The organism is Pontibacter toksunensis, from assembly GCF_042686245.1.
GTDB classification, from domain to species: domain Bacteria; phylum Bacteroidota; class Bacteroidia; order Cytophagales; family Hymenobacteraceae; genus Pontibacter; species Pontibacter toksunensis.
The window spans coordinates 324,805-344,732 of sequence record NZ_JBHUOX010000006.1 but is presented as its reverse complement, the minus strand read 5'-3'; the positions used below and the strand labels follow the sequence as shown (position 1 = coordinate 344,732).

At 46.0% G+C, this 19,928-nt stretch carries 20 protein-coding genes; all 20 read right to left on the bottom strand.

Annotated features, from left to right (window positions below; genetic code table 11):
- A partial coding sequence (locus tag ACFS7Z_RS11020; RefSeq protein ID WP_377484387.1) for a transposase-like zinc-binding domain-containing protein occupies positions 1-112 on the bottom strand: 112 nt, incomplete at its 3' end.
- A 50-nt stretch (positions 113-162) separates the two neighbouring features.
- Positions 163-1,278 carry a glycosyltransferase gene (locus ACFS7Z_RS11015; protein ID WP_377484378.1) on the bottom strand — a complete coding sequence of 372 codons (1,116 nt, stop codon included), beginning with the start codon at positions 1,276-1,278 and terminating at the stop codon, positions 163-165.
- A complete protein-coding gene (locus ACFS7Z_RS11010; protein ID WP_377484377.1) occupies positions 1,232-2,074 on the bottom strand; it encodes a glycosyltransferase family 2 protein in 843 nt (280 codons plus the stop codon). Before ACFS7Z_RS11010 ends, ACFS7Z_RS11015 begins: the two co-directional genes overlap by 47 nt.
- A 29-nt stretch (positions 2,075-2,103) precedes the next feature.
- Positions 2,104-3,195: a glycosyltransferase gene (locus ACFS7Z_RS11005; protein WP_377484376.1), complete on the bottom strand. Its 1,092-nt coding sequence runs from the start codon at positions 3,193-3,195 to the stop codon at positions 2,104-2,106.
- Positions 3,196-3,366: 171 nt separating this feature from the next.
- Complete coding sequence (locus ACFS7Z_RS11000; protein ID WP_377484374.1) at positions 3,367-4,263, bottom strand: SP_1767 family glycosyltransferase; 897 nt, start codon at positions 4,261-4,263, stop codon at positions 3,367-3,369.
- Positions 4,264-4,427: 164 nt separating this feature from the next.
- Complete coding sequence (locus ACFS7Z_RS10995) at positions 4,428-5,168, bottom strand: FkbM family methyltransferase (RefSeq protein ID WP_377484373.1); 741 nt, start codon at positions 5,166-5,168, stop codon at positions 4,428-4,430.
- A gap of 105 nt (positions 5,169-5,273) precedes the next feature.
- Complete coding sequence (locus ACFS7Z_RS10990; protein ID WP_377484372.1) at positions 5,274-6,431, bottom strand: hypothetical protein; 1,158 nt, start codon at positions 6,429-6,431, stop codon at positions 5,274-5,276.
- Between the two features lie 481 nt (positions 6,432-6,912).
- Positions 6,913-8,712 (bottom strand): ABC transporter ATP-binding protein, encoded by a 1,800-nt coding sequence (locus ACFS7Z_RS10985; RefSeq protein ID WP_377484370.1) that lies wholly within the window; start codon positions 8,710-8,712, stop codon positions 6,913-6,915.
- Positions 8,705-9,391, bottom strand: a complete 687-nt coding sequence (locus ACFS7Z_RS10980; RefSeq protein WP_377484367.1) for an acylneuraminate cytidylyltransferase family protein — start codon at positions 9,389-9,391, stop codon at positions 8,705-8,707. The genes ACFS7Z_RS10985 and ACFS7Z_RS10980 overlap by 8 nt, the downstream gene beginning before the upstream one ends.
- Positions 9,392-10,438 carry a nucleotidyltransferase family protein gene (locus ACFS7Z_RS10975; protein WP_377484366.1) on the bottom strand — a complete coding sequence of 349 codons (1,047 nt, stop codon included), beginning with the start codon at positions 10,436-10,438 and terminating at the stop codon, positions 9,392-9,394.
- Position 10,439: 1 nt separating this feature from the next.
- Entirely contained in the window at positions 10,440-11,114 is a 675-nt protein-coding gene (locus ACFS7Z_RS10970; protein WP_377484364.1) for a PIG-L deacetylase family protein, read from the bottom strand.
- Positions 11,111-11,998 (bottom strand): formyltransferase family protein, encoded by an 888-nt coding sequence (locus ACFS7Z_RS10965; RefSeq protein WP_377484362.1) that lies wholly within the window; start codon positions 11,996-11,998, stop codon positions 11,111-11,113. The genes ACFS7Z_RS10970 and ACFS7Z_RS10965 overlap by 4 nt, the downstream gene beginning before the upstream one ends.
- Complete coding sequence (gene neuC, locus ACFS7Z_RS10960) at positions 11,995-13,149, bottom strand: UDP-N-acetylglucosamine 2-epimerase (RefSeq protein WP_377484359.1); 1,155 nt, start codon at positions 13,147-13,149, stop codon at positions 11,995-11,997. The genes ACFS7Z_RS10965 and neuC overlap by 4 nt, the downstream gene beginning before the upstream one ends.
- Positions 13,146-14,171 (bottom strand): N-acetylneuraminate synthase, encoded by a 1,026-nt coding sequence (gene neuB / locus ACFS7Z_RS10955; RefSeq protein ID WP_377484357.1) that lies wholly within the window; start codon positions 14,169-14,171, stop codon positions 13,146-13,148. The genes neuC and neuB overlap by 4 nt, the downstream gene beginning before the upstream one ends.
- Positions 14,168-14,797, bottom strand: coding sequence for an acetyltransferase (locus tag ACFS7Z_RS10950; RefSeq protein ID WP_377484355.1), 630 nt, complete (start codon positions 14,795-14,797; stop codon positions 14,168-14,170). The genes neuB and ACFS7Z_RS10950 overlap by 4 nt, the downstream gene beginning before the upstream one ends.
- A complete protein-coding gene (locus ACFS7Z_RS10945) occupies positions 14,794-15,957 on the bottom strand; it encodes a LegC family aminotransferase (protein ID WP_377484353.1) in 1,164 nt (387 codons plus the stop codon). The genes ACFS7Z_RS10950 and ACFS7Z_RS10945 overlap by 4 nt, the downstream gene beginning before the upstream one ends.
- Positions 15,958-15,990: 33 nt before the next feature.
- Entirely contained in the window at positions 15,991-16,989 is a 999-nt protein-coding gene (locus tag ACFS7Z_RS10940; protein ID WP_377484351.1) for an NAD-dependent 4,6-dehydratase LegB, read from the bottom strand.
- A gap of 141 nt (positions 16,990-17,130) precedes the next feature.
- On the bottom strand, positions 17,131-18,288 hold the full coding sequence (locus tag ACFS7Z_RS10935; RefSeq protein ID WP_377484348.1) for a glycosyltransferase family 4 protein: 1,158 nt from the start codon (positions 18,286-18,288) through the stop codon (positions 17,131-17,133).
- Positions 18,285-19,145, bottom strand: coding sequence for a sulfotransferase family protein (locus ACFS7Z_RS10930; RefSeq protein WP_377484347.1), 861 nt, complete (start codon positions 19,143-19,145; stop codon positions 18,285-18,287). Before ACFS7Z_RS10930 ends, ACFS7Z_RS10935 begins: the two co-directional genes overlap by 4 nt.
- Positions 19,135-19,914, bottom strand: coding sequence for a polysaccharide deacetylase family protein (locus ACFS7Z_RS10925; RefSeq protein WP_377484346.1), 780 nt, complete (start codon positions 19,912-19,914; stop codon positions 19,135-19,137). Before ACFS7Z_RS10925 ends, ACFS7Z_RS10930 begins: the two co-directional genes overlap by 11 nt.
- Between the last annotated feature and the right edge of the window lie 14 nt (positions 19,915-19,928).

The following is a 19,928-nucleotide window of genomic DNA, read 5'->3' as shown; positions in this document are numbered from 1 at the left end:
TACCACAAGCACGGCACAGAAAATTCTGCCTGCCCGTGCGCTTTACGCCGTTTTTGACTACCTTCATACTGTGGCAGTAGGGGCAGTTTACCTGGATAGTTATCTCGCACATAACTTTCAACTAACATCCTTGCTGCCATACTTATTCCAACATCATACATTCTAGACCACAGCCAAAAATTGATAGTAAATAGCCTCCAGTTCCTGCACCATTTTCTTCATGCTGAAGTGCTGCTCAATCCGCTTCCGGGCATAAGAGGCTATCTCCAGCCTTCTGTTTTTGTCATGTATGAGTGTTTCTACCTGCTCCTGCAGCCCAGCTACATCTCCGGCAGGGCTCAATAAGCCCGACACGCCGTCTTCCACTACTTCCGGTATACCTCCCACGTTTGTAGCAACCGGAGCGCAGGCCATGCTCATAGCCTCCAGCAGCGCAATTGGCAGGCCCTCATAATCAGATGTCATCAGGTAGATGTCGGTTATTTCAAAGTAGGGCTTTACGTTATGCTGCAAGCCCTCAAAATAGATTCTGCCTTCCAAGCCTGACTGCTTCGCCTGTTCCTCTACTGTTGCCTTTTCAGGTCCGTCTCCTATCAGCACAAAACTCACCTTCTCGTTTTGGGTAGCAATACCGGCAGCAACTTTCACAAAATTATCGAGCCTTTTCTGCTTACGGAAAACAGCCACTGTGGCTACAATAATATGGTCCTCCGGAATTCCAAGCCGCTGCCGCAGGTCTGTAGCATGGGTACCTCTCTGGAAAGCAACGGTATCGACTCCATTCAAAACTAACTGCAGTTTATGGTGCGCCACCACCTGCTTCGACGCCTGCTCGGCATCTGCGGATACGGCTATCGTCAGATCATTCAGCGGCAGGGTTAGCCTGCTCATTACCTTTGTTAGGATATGATAGCTGGAGAAATTATTATGCTCCGTGTAAATGACAGGCACTCCTGCTAACCTGGCTGCTACTCTCCCGGCGATACCTGCCCAGGCAAGGTGGCAGTGTACCAGTTGAATATTGTGGCGGCGAATGTAGGAAACAAGCGCAGGCACCTTTAAGGATATACCTATATTGTTTGATGTCGAGAGGCAGGTAACTTTACCGCCATTGCGCTCAATGGGCTTCACCACCTGGTCTTTCCAGGGAAGAAAATAGATGTAATGAAACTCAAATTTATCTTTATCGTGGTACTTCAGGGTTTCGGGCAACAGCATTTCTGCCCCGCCTCTACCGAGTGACTTTATAATGTGTAGAACTTTTACCTTTTCCGACATGAGGGTCTATGGTTTTACCTATTTTTCTGGAGATGCCATGGACAGTTCCGCGCATGAACCATTCCATCTTTTCAAGCTTGTTGTCTTCTTTTATCACAATGGCACCAAAAAGCTTCACCCAGCTCCTGACAAGTTTGTAAGCCCTTAAGGCCGTACGTTCTTTCACGTACAGGCGCATGTACAGCATGTTCCGGACCTCGTAGTAATAGCGCCAGGGTTGCCGGTAATTGGTTACTCTTTTTGTGAAATGCACACCCTTGGCAGCTGGTATCCATTTGCAGGGATAGTTGAACTTGTCCCTTATTCTATCCTGCAAGTACTCGGTGTCCTCAGACCAGAAGAAAAAATCTGCCCTCGGGTAACCTACCTTCTTTATCACGGGCATGGGAATTAAAACGCCCCACCAACCGGGCATTCTGCGGGATGCAAAATCCTTCTCCCGGATATAGGGAAATACTACGGTTTCTTTGTTGGAGGAGTTAACAAGTATAGCCAGGCAGTCTTTAAAGGGGAAAAAATCGTCATCCATCAGCCACACGTAATCCACATCCGAATTCTCAGCAAAGTACTTCACACCTTCATGAAAACCACCGGCAGGCCCCAGGTTCTCGTCCAGGTAGAGTTTCTTTACCTCGGGTACTGTATCCAAGTATTCTCTCGTCCCATCCATGGAGTTGTTATCCACTACCAGCACCTCACTCGCCTCATGCGTTTGAGCTAATACTTTGCAAATGGTAATCTTCAGGAGCTTTAAGCGATTGCACGTCAGTATAACAACTCCTACTTTTGGCTTCATACGGTCTGTCTGTGTCTGTTCCTCTTCGTTTAAGTTTTCTTTAGTAAACCCTGGTATAAATTGACAAAAGCTTGTGCTACGCCTTCATTCATATACTGCCTGTTCACCTGCTGATATGCGTTTGCAACTATGTCAGTTGCTTTTTCGCGCTTGTTCACTGCATCTGCTATGGCTTGGGCAAAACCTTTTTCGTCGCCTGCCGCCAGTAACCAACCTGTTTTACCAGCGGCTACCACTTCACTGATACCACCTACTTTATAGGCCACCACTGGCGTTTCGTAGAGCATGGCTTCTAAAATAACTCCCGGCAAACCTTCTATAATGCTTGGCAGAAGCAGTGCCTGACCGTGCGCTATGTAGTCTAACGGGTTTTGAACAAAACCGGTAAAATGCACCCGCTCCTTTAGCTCCATCTCCTGCACCAGTGCCTCTGTTTTTGCTCTAAGCGGTCCATCCCCGACCAGCCACAGATGCGCATCGGATAAATGCGCTAACGTGTGTTTGAATATGCGAAGGAGCCCCCGGTGATTTTTCTCAAACGATAAGCCACCTACATGCACCAGGTTTACCTGTTCAGGAACACCAGCCGGAAAGGGATTGCTGACATCCATTTTCCTTTCTAACCCAATAGGGATTACTTGCGCCTTAGAATTCAGTGCTGGGAAAAGGCCGATTAAATCTCTTCTTGAAAAATCACTTACAGAAGCTACCGCATCAACACGGCTAAAAAGGAACCTGGTATATAGTTTCTGAAGCGGCCTCTTTAGATACGAGCTTAAGGTGCTGGCGTTACGGAACACAAGTGGCTGACGCCACCTAAAAAACAGTTTTGAGAACACCGCATACTTTAAAGTATCACCAGCATTTGCCTGCACTATGTCCGGTTCTTCTGCGGCTATTACGTTAGCGAGGGCTCTCCAGCCGGCAATATCCCAGAGGCTGCCTTTTGGGTTGGCATGAATGGAAAGGTAGGTCCTATTATACTTCGCCTCATCACTGCTGTCATAGATGGCCAGCAGTGATGAGCTGTGTCCTAATCTCTCCAGATTATCTGATAATTGCGCTGCAAAAATCTCGGCGCCCCGAGGCTGTGGTTTATGAATTAACTGAAGAATTTTCATTCAAATCTGTTTGTACCCTTCACGCTTAGCGAAGTAAAGTGTGGCAACTGTTAAAATTGGTTACGCATTTTTTTATAGTGATAGCACATTTCTGTACAGTTATAGCAGGCTTAACAGGCATGTACTGTACTTCATCTTTAACAGCCAGATAAGCCGCTCTGCTTCTGTAGGCTATACTATGCTGGAGATAATTTCAGAATTATACTTTCCATCAGAAATACTATCCGGTGCATTATTCCCGGCCACTTCATTTGTGTGTTTATGGGCAATGTTGACTTTAGACTTCGCCTTCATCAGAAACCACTCATACTCAATGTCAACATGCCCAACGTCGATAGCCTGGTAGCCACGCCGATGTAAGTCGTAGGCTAATAAAGTGGCTGTTGGGCCAAGTGCTATCAATACTAATTTTGACTTTTTTACCTTATTAGCTTCTGCTATAATCTCTGAGTACCTGGCAAAAGCATTCTTAGAGGGACATAAAATTCTTTCAACAGATGTAGCATTATCAAACAGATCATTTCCTACACCCAACCTGCTCTTGCTGCCTTCTATAAACACTATGTCTCTGCCATTCCAGATTTGTTTCAGGCTGCTGAACCACGCCCTACTATTATCATAATCGTTAAAGGAGTAGTACGGCCTGGTCATGGCTGTATTGTAGTATACCTTATCTTTTCGGGTATTCTTTATCCAGGACAAAAGGTGACTGCTTAGATGCCTTCTCCAGAAAAAGCGCGTATTGCGTTTGTATGGCTCTAAAGTTTCGAATATTGCTGGCAGGCAAACTATATGACCATTAAGGTTTGAGGTCAGAACTTCTTGCAACCTGGCTCCCAGTTCGGGTGTGTATTCCTGAAACTCTATTGACTCCTTGGTTATCAGTCTCATTTCTCCATCACCAAATCGGCTGACTGAGCATTTCGTTTTTATGACCTCTCGAATAGTTTCATCGATGGTCAAAACCTTCGGAGGCCTTGAGCCTCTGCTGTTAATGTAGAAGTTCAAGGAGGCATGCATGAAGTACGAATATGCACGATTCACATGCTTATATACTTTGTATGCCATTTGTTTCATTACAGGGACTGTCTTATGTATGAGGATGTTAATCAGAAATGAGCTAAAGGCTAACCAGGCAGTTGCAATGCATGTACCTGGTTAAGCTCGTTGGCTAGTGTGGTCTTTATAACATGAACTTCCTTTCCTGGGAAACAATATGATATTCATAAAAGCTAAGCCATCAGTTTTCCGGATATAAATAACACATTCGCTCTTCTTAATACCGGCACCATTTCCCTTCTTTCCTGGATCTGCTCATAGATACCAAAAAGCATGTAGTTATATTTCTCCAGAAACCGCTTCACATCTATAAAATCTACATGAAAAGTGTTGTGAGGGTTCATGCTTACTTCGGCTTCAACAAACGCGATAGAAGCACTTTCAAGCATCTCCACCGCGCCTTTCAACACCTCTAAATCATAGCCCTCTGTGTCGATTTTTAAATAATCGATGAAATTGATACCGTTGGCCTTACTGAACTGCTGAAGCGTTTGCACCTGCACCGTTTCTGTTTTGATAGTGGCGGAGCCTGCATGTTGGGTATGATTTCCAAGAAGTGAATTTCTGTCAGATTTGAGATTGTCTACATCAACTTGTACCTCCACCTCTTCATTTGCTGAACCAAGCGCTATATTGTGATAAGACAGATTTAGTCCTTTTGTGTTCTGCTGGAGCGTATGAAAAGTATCCTTTATCGGCTCAACGCAGTAAATATGGGACTCCGGAAAATGATGTCTGATGTATGTGGCAGACTGGCCAACATTGGCCCCTACATCTAAAAAAGTCTTGAATTTATAGTGCGGCAATTTCCTTCTGACGTTTTCCAGTGCATCTAGTCCTATAGGAAGGCTTTTATAAACTGACAGCCCTGTCCATTTTTTAAAAAGTTGTTTGGCATTATCATTAAAACTCATGGCTTTATCTCTTGAGCGTGTTGTAGTACGGTTAAATTTGTTCCCTTTCAGGATGGCCACTTAACAGCAATAGTTGCTCCTCTACACCATTTCAACAAATAGCTTTCACTTTGCTTTTACCTGGTCACTTTCAATACGACTCAGAACGTAGTTCACTGCATAAGGATACGAAAGTTCCTCTGGTGTATCATCAGACTTGATATAGTTGTTTCTGTACAGCTTATAATTCGGATTTAAGTCAAGTGGAACGGTTTGGGAGTCATCTTTATCTATGTTGATAACTGTCACATTCAAGGCTTTGGATAGCACCTGTATCGGACGCTTGACTTTCTCGAATGTCTCGAAATTATTCGTCGTCAATAGTAAAAGAGGCTTATTATATATGGCAGCGAAATTCACAGCGGTACTGTAGTGGCTTACCACCAGGTAAGCATGCCTGACCAGGCTTACGCTCTTTCCTATCACAAAGTGCTTGCCCTTAAACCTCTTGGCATAGCCTGGTTGCTTTTCAGCTTCCGGGTGTCCTGCTATCACAACTGGTTTACTGTACCTCTCAGAAAGACGGTCTAACGCCTGGTTAAGTTTATGGTAATAGGTGTCCACATCTGTCATGCTCTCCCCTAGTTTTCTGAAGTCTGGATGGAAATAGATCATCTGGTCCAAAAAAACGATAGCATTCTGCAGCGAAGCGTCAACGGCAGTTTCCCTGTTCAGTAAGTGAACATTATAATCATCGGCATGCGTTACAATCACTTTTTCTTTCGGATAGTGCGGCGGAACCTGCTTTACATTGGTGACCATCAGGTAGTCCGGCTGGTAGGCTTTTATACCTGCTATATTCCCATACTTCCTGATTACCTTTTGGGAGACATACAAAATGAGGTTGCTGTAAGGGCGGTACAGTTTGTAGAAAAGCACGCTTCCCAGCATCGCATTGAGAGGGTTCTGACGTTTCGTTTTGGATGCTGGAAGCTTCTTTGTTATCCTGCCAATCCAGATTAAATCTTCGCGAGACTTTATGACACGATAGAGAATCGGATAATAATAAAGCAACCCTAGCATCGAGAACAGAACCGAGTTCTTTTCCAGCCTGTTCACCCTTTCTTTCAAAATTTCGAAACTGCTTACCATAACAAGGTACTCCTGTATGGCCGGAGCATTCAAAACAACATTGTTGCTAACCCCAAAGAGGTTACCTAAATACCAGATTTCAACCTCATGCCCCGCCTCCCGGAGTTGATTGATCTGATATGATTCTATCATGCTGTTTCGAAAAAGACGTAATTCCAGAAAAACAATTTTGCTCATATAGCTGGTATGCGTTTACAAATGATGGGTTGTCAGAACTAATTCTATAGAGGACCTTCGCTCCTGAAGCACAGGATGCTTGCCAGAACAAGAGGCTTTGACTATGGTTTCCCGTTCTTTTGGGAATGTACTTAAGATGTCCTCAATTCCTTTGAATGAGTAACTGAAGCCATCCTCATCCCGCCTGAAATATACTCTGTCTTATGGGTTTTAGTTTTAATCTGGCGCTGAGGCCCTTTAAGGGAAGCAACATCAACTGATGGACGGGAAATCAACTGCAGAACGCAACTCAGAAATGAATCCAACCCGGGACACAGGTTAAAGCCGTCTGCATAAACAGAGTAATTGGGTGATAGTGGCGCTGCTGCTTCTTTCAAATGGTGAGCACCAGCCTTTATGCGTGTACACTTAGGATTTGATGTACCACAGGCAGCTACTATAAGTTATTCATCTCAATCATCCGCTTAAACCTATTCGAGGATTCTTTCAGGTCATTGAAGCTTCCGGCATTTTCAATTTCACCGTTCTTGAGGTAAATTATCTTGTCAGCATTCTTTACAGTAGACAAGCGATGTGCTATGATGATGATGGTATATTGGCCCCGTAGCTGATCGATGTTTTCCTGTATGCTTTTTTCAGTTTCAGAGTCAAGGGCAGAAGTAGCTTCATCCATCAGCAGCAGGTCAACTTCCTTGTACAGTTCCCGGGCAATGGACAAGCGTTGCTTTTGTCCTCCGCTCACCATGATCCCATTGTTCCCCAGAGGAGCATGCTCCTTTTCAGGCAGGCTCATGACAAAATCATAGATAGAAGCCATTTTGAGCGCTCTGTGGAAACGGGCTAAATTATCCTCTGTAGGCTCATCCCAAAAGGTGATGTTGTTGAAGATGGTATCGTTGAAGATAACGGGCTCCTGCGTAATATAGCCGATCCTTCTCTGGAAAGACTGTACGTCATAGGTTTGTATTTCGACACCATCAATAAGATAGGTTCCTCTTTCCACCTGCAGCAATCCGCTGAGCACATTCATCAAAGTTGTTTTCCCTGATCCGCTTTCCCCTACCAAGGCTACAGTTTCTTTTCTTCTGATTTTAAGAGAGACATCCTTCAATACTTGTGTGGAGTCGTAGGAGAAGTTGAGGTTTCTGATCTCGAGTTCCTGCTCTAATCTTCCGAACACCTTTTCCCCCTGCTTTTCCTGATGCCTTGCCAGTTCTTCCGTGAATTCTGTCATGTTATCTAGGGAGCCGGAAACGCCCAGAAACGTATTCCAGTAATTTTGAACAGACATCAGGTAATTAAGGGCCCGGTAAAAGAAAAGCAAACTCATGATGATTAAGCCCAAATCCTGCCCAAGCAGGTTCACCTGCACCAGTATAACAACAACCACGACCAGCAGTACGATGGGCTCCCGTATGGCAGCAAGGGCGGCGGCTAAAGTTCCTAATCTTCGCTGAATCAACTCTATCCTTCCGATCGAGTTTTTAAGCTTTGTGCCAAACTGGTAAATCAAACCAGATGATTTGAGGTATTTGAAATTTGCCACCATCTGAATTAACAGGCCCTGAAAAGAGTGTGCCTGAGTCGTGAATTTCTTCGATAGCAACTTCGACTTTTTATAAAAAAAATTAAACACAAAGTTCGTCAGCACGCCACCTATGGCTACAAAAATGGCAAACTGGGCATTCGCCAGCAAAGCAAACGTCATGTACACCAGCACCATAACCCCATACTGGTATGCTTTAAAGTAAGCCTGGTAAGCTTGGTTTACCCTGTCTACTTCCCCACTGAATGTATTTTGAATTTTACCGGAATCACTGTTCACAAAATCTGAAAACCGGTAACCGGAGAGCAGGTCGATGTTTGAAAAGCGAATTTGCCTGATAAACCGTTGCTGTAAAATAACCTTATAGTAGCCTTCAAAAAACTTAACCACTCCCTTCAGGGAAAAAAACGTCAGCATCACAAACAGCACTGTCTGTAACGTGAGCGCAATACCGGAAGCCTGCAGGCCCTCTATCAGGAAGGATAGATTTCCCATCTGCTCGGCATCTACTGTCCCGCTCGTGCTGTCTATCATTTGCAGTAACGGCAGGAACATAGCCAGGCCAAAGCCATCCAACACCCCCACCAGAATGCTCAGACCTACAGATATAAATATCTTGTAGCCCAGATAACGGTAGAAGTAGGCAAAATTCTCAAAGTATTCAAATAGTATATGCTTTAATTTATTCACGCGTTTCTTTAGAAATAACTAATTCAACAAGGCTGAAATCAATTTCATCATCCACATCAATCGAAGCCTTTTTATCCATTACGTATTTCTGCTTATCTAAATGAGAAAGGCCCTTCTGTTTTAGCTTATCTACGTTGATGATGTAGATGGCTCCATTCAGTTCATATACCTTCGGGCAATCCTGCCTCCTGGTAAAGTGCCCCTCCTTCGACTTTTGAAGTATCCCCTCCTGATCTTCCTCAAATAGCACATAGTAAGGGTTTGAAGCGGTTTCCTTTACAGAAACAAGCATCTCGGTTTCAGGCGCAATAAGACTCAAAGCCTCCTGAATATGCTTCCCATTCCGCAAAGGAGAAGTAGGCTGCAGTATAACGACGTACTTATAGTTCACCCCCAGGCTTTCATAAAACTGAAGAGCATGAAGCAGCACCTGCTCGGTGGTAGCAGTATCTGTGGCGAACTCTTCAGGGCGTATAAAAGGTACCGGAATGCCATAGTCCTGCACAATGGCAGCGATGGCTGCATCATCGGTGGAGACGCAGATGTGCTGAGGGCCACTCACAGCTCTTGCTGCATCTAGCGTGTACAGGATGAGCGGTTTCCCCTTTACAGGTTTAACGTTTTTACCGGGCAGTCCTTTGGATCCGCCGCGTGCTGGTATTAAAAAGAGAAAGTCCATCTAAAATTTTATGTGTTTGATGTCTTCCTGTGCCTTTTTAAAATCCTCAGGCTTTCCGATATCTAGCCAATAGCCTCTCAATGGATAGGAATTCACTTTTAAGCCTTTCTGGATAAGCAGCTCCATCAGGTCAGTTGTGTTGTAGAAACTGTCTTTCGGAATGTACTTCAGCACCTCCTTTTTTATCAGGTAAATGCCACCGTTAGAGTAGTAAGTATAAGTGGGCTTTTCTTTAAAACTCTTGATACTTGTTTCCTCCGTCTCTAAAACGGCATAAGGTATGTTAACGGTGTAGGGTATGGTTACCACAGAAAGGGCAGCGTCTTTGGCCTTGAAGTCCAGGAAGAAGTCTTCGTAATCCAGGTTTGTGAGCAGGTCTGAGTTAGTGACCAAAACGCAGTCATGCTGGAAGCTCTCTACCTTACTTACTGCTCCCAGGGTGCCCAGCGGCTCATCTTCCCACACATATTTTATGTTCACGTACTTGGAACTGCCGTCGCCAAAATACTCTTCCAGCTGTTCTCCCAGGTACCGTACTGACATCCAGATGTCGTCAATCCCGAAGCTTATCAACCTGTCCAGGTTGTGCTCTATAATGGGTTTATCCCCTACTTTCAGCAGAGGCTTAGGTGTTGTATCTGTTAAAGGCCGTAGCCTTTGCCCCCTGCCACCGGCCATCAGTACGGCATCAACGGGAAGGTACGACTTCAGGAACCTGAAGTTTATGACATTTACAATCCTGTTTTCTTTGTCGAGCACAGGAAGGATTCTGAAATGGTTTTTCCTGTAGTTTATTACCTCATCTATGGTATAATCACCTTTCTGAAGGAATTTTGGTTTGGGTTGAATAAACGCATCCACAACATCATCTAAGGAAAGTCCTCTCAGAAATCCCCTTCTCACATCGCCATCTGTTAAAGAGCCAATCAGTTTTTCGTCCTTGTCAACTACAAAGAGGATGGCATCAGCGGCCAGTTCGTTCAACTGCGCAAGCGCCTGCTTTAAAGGTGAATAACTTTTGATGATGTGCCTGTGATAGTCGTTCATGCTATTTGTCGATATATTTAACAAGTTGATAGGCCTCGGCATACCTTACGCCGACGCTAGCTCCCCTATAATGTGCTAAAGCCCTGATGTTGTCCAGAGAGCGGGGAAACGGATGCTCTCCTAACTCTGATGCATAGATTTTCATGATGCCTAGCTTCTGCTCCATGTAATCTGAGATGTCTACGTAGTAGTTGGGCAGGAAGGCCTTTTCGGGCAGTACAGGCGCAAACTCTGTTTCAGAAATGCACTCGTACATCAGCACCTGCTTTACATACGGGTATCGGAAAGACTTGGTGCAGGCCATAACTGCATCGAAAATAAAACGGTGGTCTGAGTGAGCGTCAGACCGGTTCAGGCAGTACACGATTTCAGGCTCAACTTTCTGGAAAACAGCAGATACCTCTGGTATCATTTTTATAAGGCTGGAACTTGACAAGGTCATGGTTGGGTAGTCCAGCTTGAAAGTTTTCTTCACACCAAGACGTTCCGCCACCTCTTCTATCTCCTGCTGACGACTTTTGACACGCTCAGCCGAGAACCCATCTTTTTCAAATATGTTCGTCACTATCAACCAATAGATGGTGTCACCATTCGCCTTGTGTTTTAGAATGGTTCCTCCGGCACCTAGCACCTCATCGTCCGGATGCGCAGCAACTACCAATACATTTTTACTCATATCAGATATTCTCCAACTTCTATTTCTTCTTTTAAATCAAAATCTGTCAGCCAGATGGCGGCATCACCTGTTTTCACCAGCAGGTTACCCGCTTCGCTTGCTCCTATCACTTTCCCCGGCTCAATGTTCTTATCTACTATCCCGTCTTCCATAGCACAACGCCATACCTTGCACTCGCCCTCCTTGTACATGAAGTGGGCACCTACATAGGGCCGGGTGAGGGCTCTGACTAAGTTCCGGATGCTTTCGCTGCTCATGCGCCAGTCAATCTCCCCGTCTTTCCGGCCCCGCTTTCTCCATGCGTTTCCTTCACCTACCTGCGGTACTTTGGGATAGTTTTCTGCCTGTAGCTGCGGAATAAACTCTTCTATCTGCTCTAAAGCAAGCAAGGTGAGTTTTGTATAAAGCGTTCCTGCATCATCATCAGGTGCTATTTTTAGCTCTTTCTGGTTCAGGATATCCCCTGTATCAGCTCCTTCATCCATGAAAAAGAAGGTGGAACCGGTCTTTTCCAGCCCTAATACGAGCGCCCAGATAATAGGATGCCGCCCCTTGTTGTTAGGTAAAAGCGCCGGATGATACCCTACTACGCCCATAGGAGCAAGCGACAGAATATCCGATTTAAGTAAACTGGACCATCCAAAACAAAAAAGAATGTCCGGGTTCTGTGCTTTGATCCAGGCCACATTGTTAGGGTGGTTGATATTGTTCACCAACTTGTAGGGGATGTCTTTCTCCTGACACACTTCCTCCAGGTTTGCGAAATCTGCATTGAAGTCTGATTTTGCTTTCGTAACGACGCCTACCACATTCACCTGCAGTTCTGCTAATTTTAACAGTGCCTGCTTAGAAAATTCTACGGTACCTATAAATACAACCCTCATAGATCAAAGAACTTTTTCTTTATTAAATTTTCTACTTCAGTCTCCTTCAGGACCCTTACTATCTCTTGCGAAGCATCTTTCTCGCCATAAGGGTTTTTCACGTCTTTCAATAATGCAGTGAAGTCAGCTGAAAAAGCATTCTCTAGGGCCTCTTTTATAGATGCATAGTCAGGACTGCAGGAGATAACACTGTTGGCTTTGATACGCCCCCGCTGCCTGTCGCCTATGTCGATGGTGGCTATCCTGAAACTAGGAACCTCGATCAAGCCGCTTGATGAATTACCAACTACTACATCCATATATTGCAGGGCAGACAGGTACCTTAGCTGGCCTAGTGAAATAAAGGCAATGCTTTTTTCCGGATGCGCTTTTACATATTCATCGATGAGGTTTATAATGACCCTGCCATCTGTGTCGGCATTGGGCTTAGTGAAAATAATTTTAGTGTCTTTCAGTTCATCCAGCGCCCGGAGCAAATTTCTAAACTGATGTGCTGCAGTTGCATTTTCCAGCGTAACAGGATGAAATGTGACCAACACATTCTTTTCCCCAAGCTCAAACCCGATGCTTTCCTCAAAACTTTGCCTGTCCAGAAGCTCTAGCTTGTTTATGTTTTCAATTCCGAGCGCCCCGACGTTATAGACACTTTTGGGCTGCTCTCCAAGCTGTATCACCCGCTTTCTGTATTCTTCCGTTGCGGTGAAGTGCACATGCGACATCTTTGTGATGGAATGCCGAATAGGTTCATCTATCAGTCCCTCGGTCGCTTCGCCACCGTGGCAATGGGCAATGGGAATTTTAGAGATCATGGCTGCGGTAGCTGCAGCAAAAATTTCAAAACGATCACCTAAGATCAGGACCAGGTCAGGTTTTAGTTCGGCAAACGCTTCGGAAAATGAAATAACCCCTAAGCCAATGCTTTTAGAGATTCCGACAGTAGAATCTGACGATAACAGTATTTCAACTTTTTTGTCAATATGAAACCCATCTGCCTCAATTTGTTTATGGGTCAGTCCAAACTCAGGAGAAAGGTGCATGCCTGTAACACATAACTGCAGCTGCAGTTCCGGGTCTTCCTCTAATGCTTTCATCGTCCAGTACAGCAGGCCGTATTCTGCTCTGGTGCCGGTTACAACACATATCTTCTTCATGAAAAGTCCTTATGTTCTACAGGTTCTCCTTTGTTTACTTCCCTCTTGAGCGTTCTGCCGATTAGATCATCTATCTGCATTGGGCTTATGCCGGAGGCAGGCCGCATGGCGATGAAATGGTGCTCCTCTACAACCGTACCAGCTGGGTAAGCACCATTATAGTACAGGCTCTTCCTGACCAGCGGTTTGTTTTTCATTTCGGAAGGACTTGGTTTCTTTCTTCCGTCTCCGCTCATGGCCACCTCAATATTACGAATAGCCTGCACCATCGCCTTCAGTTCAGCAGGTTCCAAAGAGGCTTTGTGGTCTGGTCCGGGTAAGCTATTGTCGAGGGTGAAATGTTTCTCAATTACGGTCGCTCCCAAAGCAACGGCTGCCACTGGCACCTCGATGCCTAATGTATGGTCAGAGTAGCCTACGTTTATTTTAAAGGCCTCCTGTATGGTTAGCATCGCCTTCAGGTTCACATCCTGCATAGGAGTAGGATACTCTGTATTGCAGTGCAGCACAGTGATGGCTGTCCGCTGCAACCCCGCCTCTTCCAGCACATCAATGGCCTCTTCTATTTCCTTTAAAGATGCCATGCCGGTAGACAGCACCACTGGTTTTCCCTTGCTGGCGACATGCTTCAGGTAAGGTTTATTAATGATTTCACCGGATGGAATTTTAAAGAGGTCCATTCCCAGCGTGTCCAGAAAATTGATGCTGTCGTGGTCGAAGCCTGTTGAGAGAAAATTAATGCCTTTCTGTGTGGCATATTCCTGCAGCTCATGATGGTCCTGCTCCGATAGTTCCAGCCGCTTTAGCATGCCGTACTGCGTATCGTCGTTTTGCCCGCTCTGGTTCTTTACCTGGTACTCGGCCTGTTTCGCTTCCTTGCTTACCAATTTAGCGGCCTTAAAAGTCTGGAACTTGACATAATCAGCTCTTGCATCAGCCGCCACATTTATTAGCTGTTTTGCTAAGGCCATGTCGCCATTGTGGTTTACACCGGCCTCCGCTATAATGATGGTTTTGCTCATTTACTTATTTCTTTAGCTGGGTTTCCAACCCATGTTTGATTGTCGGGGATGTCTTTCAACACCACTGCACCGGCACCCACCACTACCTTACTCCCAATGCGTACTCCTTGTTTAACCACAGCATTTGCGCCGACAAAACTGCCTTCGCCAACGCTTACGCTGCCAGCCAGCACAGCACCCGGGGCTATGTGCGCAAAATCGCCGATACTGCATTCGTGTTCTACAATGCAGCCTGTATTGAGAATAACTCCTGCCCCCACTTTTGCCAATGGATTCACTTTAGCGCCGGCAGCCACAAAAGTGCCTTCGCCTATCGTAGCCACACCGGAAACAATGCCAGACGGATGTATGACTGACGTGCAGTTTACTCCCTGTCTTTTCAGAAAGTACATAACTTTTTGCCGGATGTTGTTTTCACCGACTCCCACAATTCCGGGAATTCCCTCTGTCCTCAGAGGCAGTAATGTCTGTTCGTCCTGCTCATATCCCAGGTAGGTAATACTGTACGGATTCGCATGGGCCTCTGCTCTCTCAAAATATCCTACTGTTTCGTATCCGCTCAGCTTTATGGCATCTGCCACCACATAGGCATGGCCCGAGTACCCGAAAAGTGCTATCTTTTTCATGGCTTCACCCTTACGCTACTTGGAATATTGACAAGCCGTTCCTCCACCCATTCACTGACGCTTACATCATGGTGCTGGCAGTTTTGGAACATGGGCAGTTTGTGCATCAGCGTCCAGGCCGGGCGCGACATGACCCCGTTGCTGTTTGCTTCCGTTAAAAAGGTATCCCTTTCTTCTTTGCTGTCCAGCAGCAGGGCGTTCAGCCAGTAGTTTGCTTTTGCATCCGGCCCTTCCTCGCAGTAGGTCAAATTTTCTACCTCGCTGAAGAAGCGTTTGTACGTTTCTGCCAAACCTCGCTTGTTCTCTACAAAAGCGTGCAGCTGCTCCAGTTGGGCACAGGCCAGTGCTGCGTTCAGGTTAGGCATACGGTAGTTATAGCCAATGTGATCGTGGTTGAACTCCCAGGCGTGGGGGACCTTGGCCTGTGTGGTCAGGTGTTTGGCAAGCTTGGCCAACTCCTTGTTGTCTGTTACAATGGCGCCGCCTCCACCGCAGGTCACGGTTTTGTTTCCGTTAAAACTGAAAGCACCCATTAGTCCGGAGGTACCGGTATGTTTGCCCTTGTAGTAGCTCCCCAGGGACTCCGCAGCATCTTCTATAAGCGGAATATTCCACTCGCGGCAGATGGCGGCTATGCGCTCTATTTCGCAGGGGAAGCCGTACGTATGCATGGGCACACAGGCAGCTATCCGGTTACCCGTGCTGGTATTGACGGTGCCTTCATCTCTCTTCTGCCCATACTCCTGCAGAAAAGCCTCTAACTTATCGGCCGACAAGCCCAGCGTCCTGCGGTCTATATCCAGGAAAACAGGATGCGCTCCGATATAGCTAATGGCATTGGCCGTTGCAATAAACGTCAGGTCCTGCGACAGCACTTCGTCACCTCGCTTCACGCCGGCTACCAGAAGCGCCATGTGCAGGGCAGCGGTACCATTTACCGTGGCCACCGCATACTTCGCTCCTGTCAGGTCCTGCATCATCTCCTCGAAGCGGTTTACATAGGCCCCCACCGAAGAGACGAAGGTAGAATCAATCGCATCGGCAACATATTTCTTTTCGTTCCCGATGAACCGTGGCTCGTGCAGCGGGATAAAATCCTGGCCCGGGAAAAGGGTTTTGATGAAATCTATAATGTGGCTGTACTTGCTCGTTTGCCCCATAGGTTTTTGAGTTCTTTTTTTGTTGGAGTAAGCTTAGATATTATAAATTTCCGCTTTGTAGTGGCGCAGGTTTTCTTTGTCCCTGAACCACGCAATGGTTTCCCTCACACCCTCCTCCAGGTTATACTTCAGCTGCCAATCGGTATGCTCCTTGATTTTGCTGTTCGCCCCGTATAAGCGGAACACTTCGCTCTTCTGAGGCCGCAGGCGCACTTCATCCTGTATAATTTTGGCCTCCGGGTTAATCTGGTCTATAATGTTCTGCGCCAGCTCCCCGATAGAGATTTCAGACTCAGTGGCAATGTTGCAGTCCTCCCCTATTAGGCTCTCTGACTTTGCGATCTGCACAAACCCGTTGGCGGTGTCTTTTACAAACAACAGGTCTCGTGTAGGTGTCAGGTCGCCCAGTTTTATCTCGGTTTTGCCTTGCAATAACTGTGTGATAATGGTTGGGATAACAGCCCTGGCAGACTGGCGAGGGCCATAGGTATTGAAGGGACGGACAATGGTGAGCGGCAGGTTAAAGCTCCTGTAGAAAGACTCTGCTATACAGTCTGCGCCTATTTTAGAAGCTGAGTAAGGTGACTGTGGCTGCCGCGGATGCTTCTCATCAATGGGGATATATTGTGCCGTGCCATATACCTCGGAGGTAGAGGTTACCAGCACACGTTCCACCCCCATATCCCTTGCTGCCTGCACGATGTTCAGGGTGCCTTTCACGTTGGTGTCGATGTAGCTGTCGGGGGAGTGATAGCTGAACGGAATGGCGATAAGAGCCGCCAGGTGGAACACTATTTCTATATCCTTCATGGCCGTGCGAACCCCATTCGGATCCCGGATGTCGCCGGAGAATATCTCTACCTGCTTCAGCTTTTCTTTTGGAAAATTATCCAACCATCCCCAGCTGTTAAAAGAGTTGTAATACACGAATGCTCTGACCTTGCAGCCTTCTTCTAATAAACGCTCTACTAAATGGCTTCCGATAAAACCATCAGCACCGGTTACAAGAACATGTTTATCTTTTAATTCCATAGAAAATAGTTTTTAGAGGCTTCAAAGGGATACCTCATTAATTGTTTTATCTAAAAAAAACCTGCTCCTCCGTTCGTTACCAGGACATCAGGTTTACACATACCTTAATACACTATACCTGATAATTTGATCGTAATAGCCTCATTCACCTCTCATTTTATAGAATTCCAGCATTTCTCTGTTTATTTTGTCGAGGGTAAACTTCTGCTTAAAATTCTCCAGGCTGCTTTCACTCATGCTCTTCCGGAGGTCAGCATCATTGATCAGAGTAAGCAGCCGGTTTGCTAGTGCTACAGCGTCTGCAACAGGAAACATGAGCGCGTTGCCGTTCACGTTCACCACTTCATGAAAAACCGGTATATCGGAGCATACCACCGGAAGCGCAGCTGCCTGCGCTTCAATCAGAGAACCGCCTAACCCTTCGTACAAAGAGGGGAATACAAACACATCAGAAGCGGCCAAAAGCTCTGGTACATCATGGCGATGCCCCAGCCAATGAATATCTGACCGGAGCGCTGGATGCTTTTCCAGGAAAGCGTCTATATCGGGTGAGGCATTGCCTCTTCTGCCACAAAAAACAACAGCCAGCTTGTTCCATGCAGTAGCATTCTCAACATATATCTTCTGCAGGGCCTGCAGGAGATATAGGTGCCCTTTCTGAAACTCCTGCCTGCCCACGTGTATCAGCACCACCTTATGATGATTAATTCCCAGCTCTGCGCTGAACTTCATACGGCTTACTGTGCTGCTCCCTAAATAAGGATTTTCATCGCGCCCCCGGTAGATAACGCTTAGTCGCTCCCCGGGCACCCCTAGCTGACGCTCATAGTGCTTTTCAACTTCATGGGTAATAGCAATTGAGTGATCAACACCTTCGGAACGGGAAAAATAATCGATGTATTTATACAGGTAAAAACCGATTTTGCTTACCCGCGGGTCTTTTAACCTGATGGGGTCATACGTGCAGTTAACAAGGCTTTCTACATGATAAAAGGAGGCAAACATTTTGGCCAGCCTGACACGCAGGTTTGACCGTATCAGGGTGGAATGCACTACTGTTGGCTTATATTCCTCTATGATTGCCGCAATTTCCCTGCTGTTGCTCAAAAAGCTTCCTTTTTTTAGAAATATCACAGGGAAACCTTCGCCTAGAATCTCTTTTTCAATTCCTTCCTTCCGGTGCTCCAGCACTGCAATCATCAGCGCGACTCCCTGTTTCCGAAGATAATACCACAGGTTCGCGTTCGAGCGTTCTGCTCCACCAGTACCCAAGCTATCCTGTACAAACAGTATCTTCATATTTTAATCAGGTATCCATACTTCTCTAAATAAGGAAGAGCAGCTTTATTGATGAGCGAAATATCTTCATCTGAAAGGGTTTTGAGGCTTTTTCCATTCATGTTCCGGATGCTGCTTTCTACATTATGTACGGAGAAGACTTCGTTCTTAAAGCTGTTCCGGAAAGGCTTCACTCCAATAAATTCTGTTATCTCCCGCAGCACCTTGTCAGGCTCCTCTGTAAAATCCTCATACGTTATCTCAAGAAAGTGATCCGCCTTTGCTTTCGTCTGCTCTACCAGTTCAAGGTTTCTGGCCCATTGGTGCGCACAAAGCTCTATAGGATAGCTTTCTTCCTGCCCGAACATGGGATTCCCTTCCATAATGGCAGCTTTGCGGTGTATTCCCTCTGCCACGGCGTAGCCGTTTCTCACCAGGTGCACAAAGTAAGTATCCTTGAAATAGTCGTTAAAGAATTCTATGCGGGTGGTGTTGGCAATAGACTTTTCGAGCAACACCGGCTTTTTCAGGTCATAGAAATGAGACCAGTGCCTTTTCACTCTTCTGGCAACTTCTGGGGCTTCCGCTTCCCTTATTTTCATTTCTTCTTCACAGGCATGCCACATGCGACGCCAGGCAAAATCCTCCGGGCGGCGTAATTTATCTGTCAGCACCACTCCTTCATCCAGCAAGGAACTCATGGCCGGATGCGTGGAAAGCACTTGCTCTAAAAGTGTGGTCCCCGAGTTGTAGCAGCCAATTACAAACACCCATTTCTTGTTTTGGATGTCGCTCCCCGTTATGTCCAGAAACGACATAAGCGCTTTGTTCTTTCTGAAACGCCCGACAAGGCGGTGAAAAAGTGGTTTATCTGCCATGTAATATGTTGAAAATTTTCTTGCGGACAGGCAACAGCTTCGTGTGCCATCCGCTTAGTATAAAGTGCAGTTTGCCTGCACCTGTTGTATCTGTCACACTCAGCCGGGATATCCGGTAAGGGTTAAAGCTGTTACCCGGAAGCTTGTGGTCGAACAGGAAAGCGGCCTGTATACCCTCTTCTTTCGCAACTTTTTCCGCCAAAGGGCTGGAATTACCGTTTGGGTAAGCAAACAGGTTATACCCATTCAGCTGCCGCTCCTCAAAAAACTGCCTTGATTTTCTGAACTCCTCCCGCAGTTCTTCTTCGGTACACTGGTCGAACATGGGGTGGGTGTGCGAATGATTAGCGATGGTTACGCCTGCCGCCTGCATCTCCTGTAATTGTGCTGTAGTGAGCTGCACCTGCTCTAGTGGGGGTTTAATTGATTTTTCCCGAAGCTGCTGCAGATAGTCCAGCCTTTTCTGGTTTGGCCAGGCCTTTACCTCCCACACTTTTTTCTCTCCTTCTTCCTCCCCTATTAAATACACGATTTCATCCCACCAGAAAGGAATTTTGGTATCAATCAACCCTGTGATGACAAACAGGATGGCCGGCATTTTATACTGTTTTAACAGCTGAAACATGTGGTGGTAAAATGAAACATCACCATCATCTACTGTAATCAGAACATCCTTTCCCTGATAAATGTCGAAGTGTGCAGAAAGATTATGCTGCGCATTGATTTTATGGTAGGTAACTATTTTTTTGTTCTGTATCAGGTTATTCATTTTATTTGAAGCAA

Coding starts and splice junctions, on each gene's coding strand:
- ACFS7Z_RS11015 (WP_377484378.1), bottom strand. CDS start 1,278: ATGTCGGAAAAGGTAAAAGTTCTACACATTATAAAGTCACTCGGTAGA.
- ACFS7Z_RS11010 (WP_377484377.1), bottom strand. CDS start 2,074: ATGAAGCCAAAAGTAGGAGTTGTTATACTGACGTGCAATCGCTTAAAG.
- ACFS7Z_RS11005 (WP_377484376.1), bottom strand. CDS start 3,195: ATGAAAATTCTTCAGTTAATTCATAAACCACAGCCTCGGGGCGCCGAG.
- ACFS7Z_RS11000 (WP_377484374.1), bottom strand. CDS start 4,263: ATGGCATACAAAGTATATAAGCATGTGAATCGTGCATATTCGTACTTC.
- ACFS7Z_RS10995 (WP_377484373.1), bottom strand. CDS start 5,168: ATGAGTTTTAATGATAATGCCAAACAACTTTTTAAAAAATGGACAGGG.
- ACFS7Z_RS10990 (WP_377484372.1), bottom strand. CDS start 6,431: ATGATAGAATCATATCAGATCAATCAACTCCGGGAGGCGGGGCATGAG.
- ACFS7Z_RS10980 (WP_377484367.1), bottom strand. CDS start 9,391: ATGGACTTTCTCTTTTTAATACCAGCACGCGGCGGATCCAAAGGACTG.
- ACFS7Z_RS10975 (WP_377484366.1), bottom strand. CDS start 10,438: ATGAACGACTATCACAGGCACATCATCAAAAGTTATTCACCTTTAAAG.
- ACFS7Z_RS10970 (WP_377484364.1), bottom strand. CDS start 11,114: ATGAGTAAAAATGTATTGGTAGTTGCTGCGCATCCGGACGATGAGGTG.
- ACFS7Z_RS10965 (WP_377484362.1), bottom strand. CDS start 11,998: ATGAGGGTTGTATTTATAGGTACCGTAGAATTTTCTAAGCAGGCACTG.
- neuC (WP_377484359.1), bottom strand. CDS start 13,149: ATGAAGAAGATATGTGTTGTAACCGGCACCAGAGCAGAATACGGCCTG.
- neuB (WP_377484357.1), bottom strand. CDS start 14,171: ATGAGCAAAACCATCATTATAGCGGAGGCCGGTGTAAACCACAATGGC.
- ACFS7Z_RS10950 (WP_377484355.1), bottom strand. CDS start 14,797: ATGAAAAAGATAGCACTTTTCGGGTACTCGGGCCATGCCTATGTGGTG.
- ACFS7Z_RS10945 (WP_377484353.1), bottom strand. CDS start 15,957: ATGGGGCAAACGAGCAAGTACAGCCACATTATAGATTTCATCAAAACC.
- ACFS7Z_RS10940 (WP_377484351.1), bottom strand. CDS start 16,989: ATGGAATTAAAAGATAAACATGTTCTTGTAACCGGTGCTGATGGTTTT.
- ACFS7Z_RS10935 (WP_377484348.1), bottom strand. CDS start 18,288: ATGAAGATACTGTTTGTACAGGATAGCTTGGGTACTGGTGGAGCAGAA.
- ACFS7Z_RS10930 (WP_377484347.1), bottom strand. CDS start 19,145: ATGGCAGATAAACCACTTTTTCACCGCCTTGTCGGGCGTTTCAGAAAG.
- ACFS7Z_RS10925 (WP_377484346.1), bottom strand. CDS start 19,914: ATGAATAACCTGATACAGAACAAAAAAATAGTTACCTACCATAAAATC.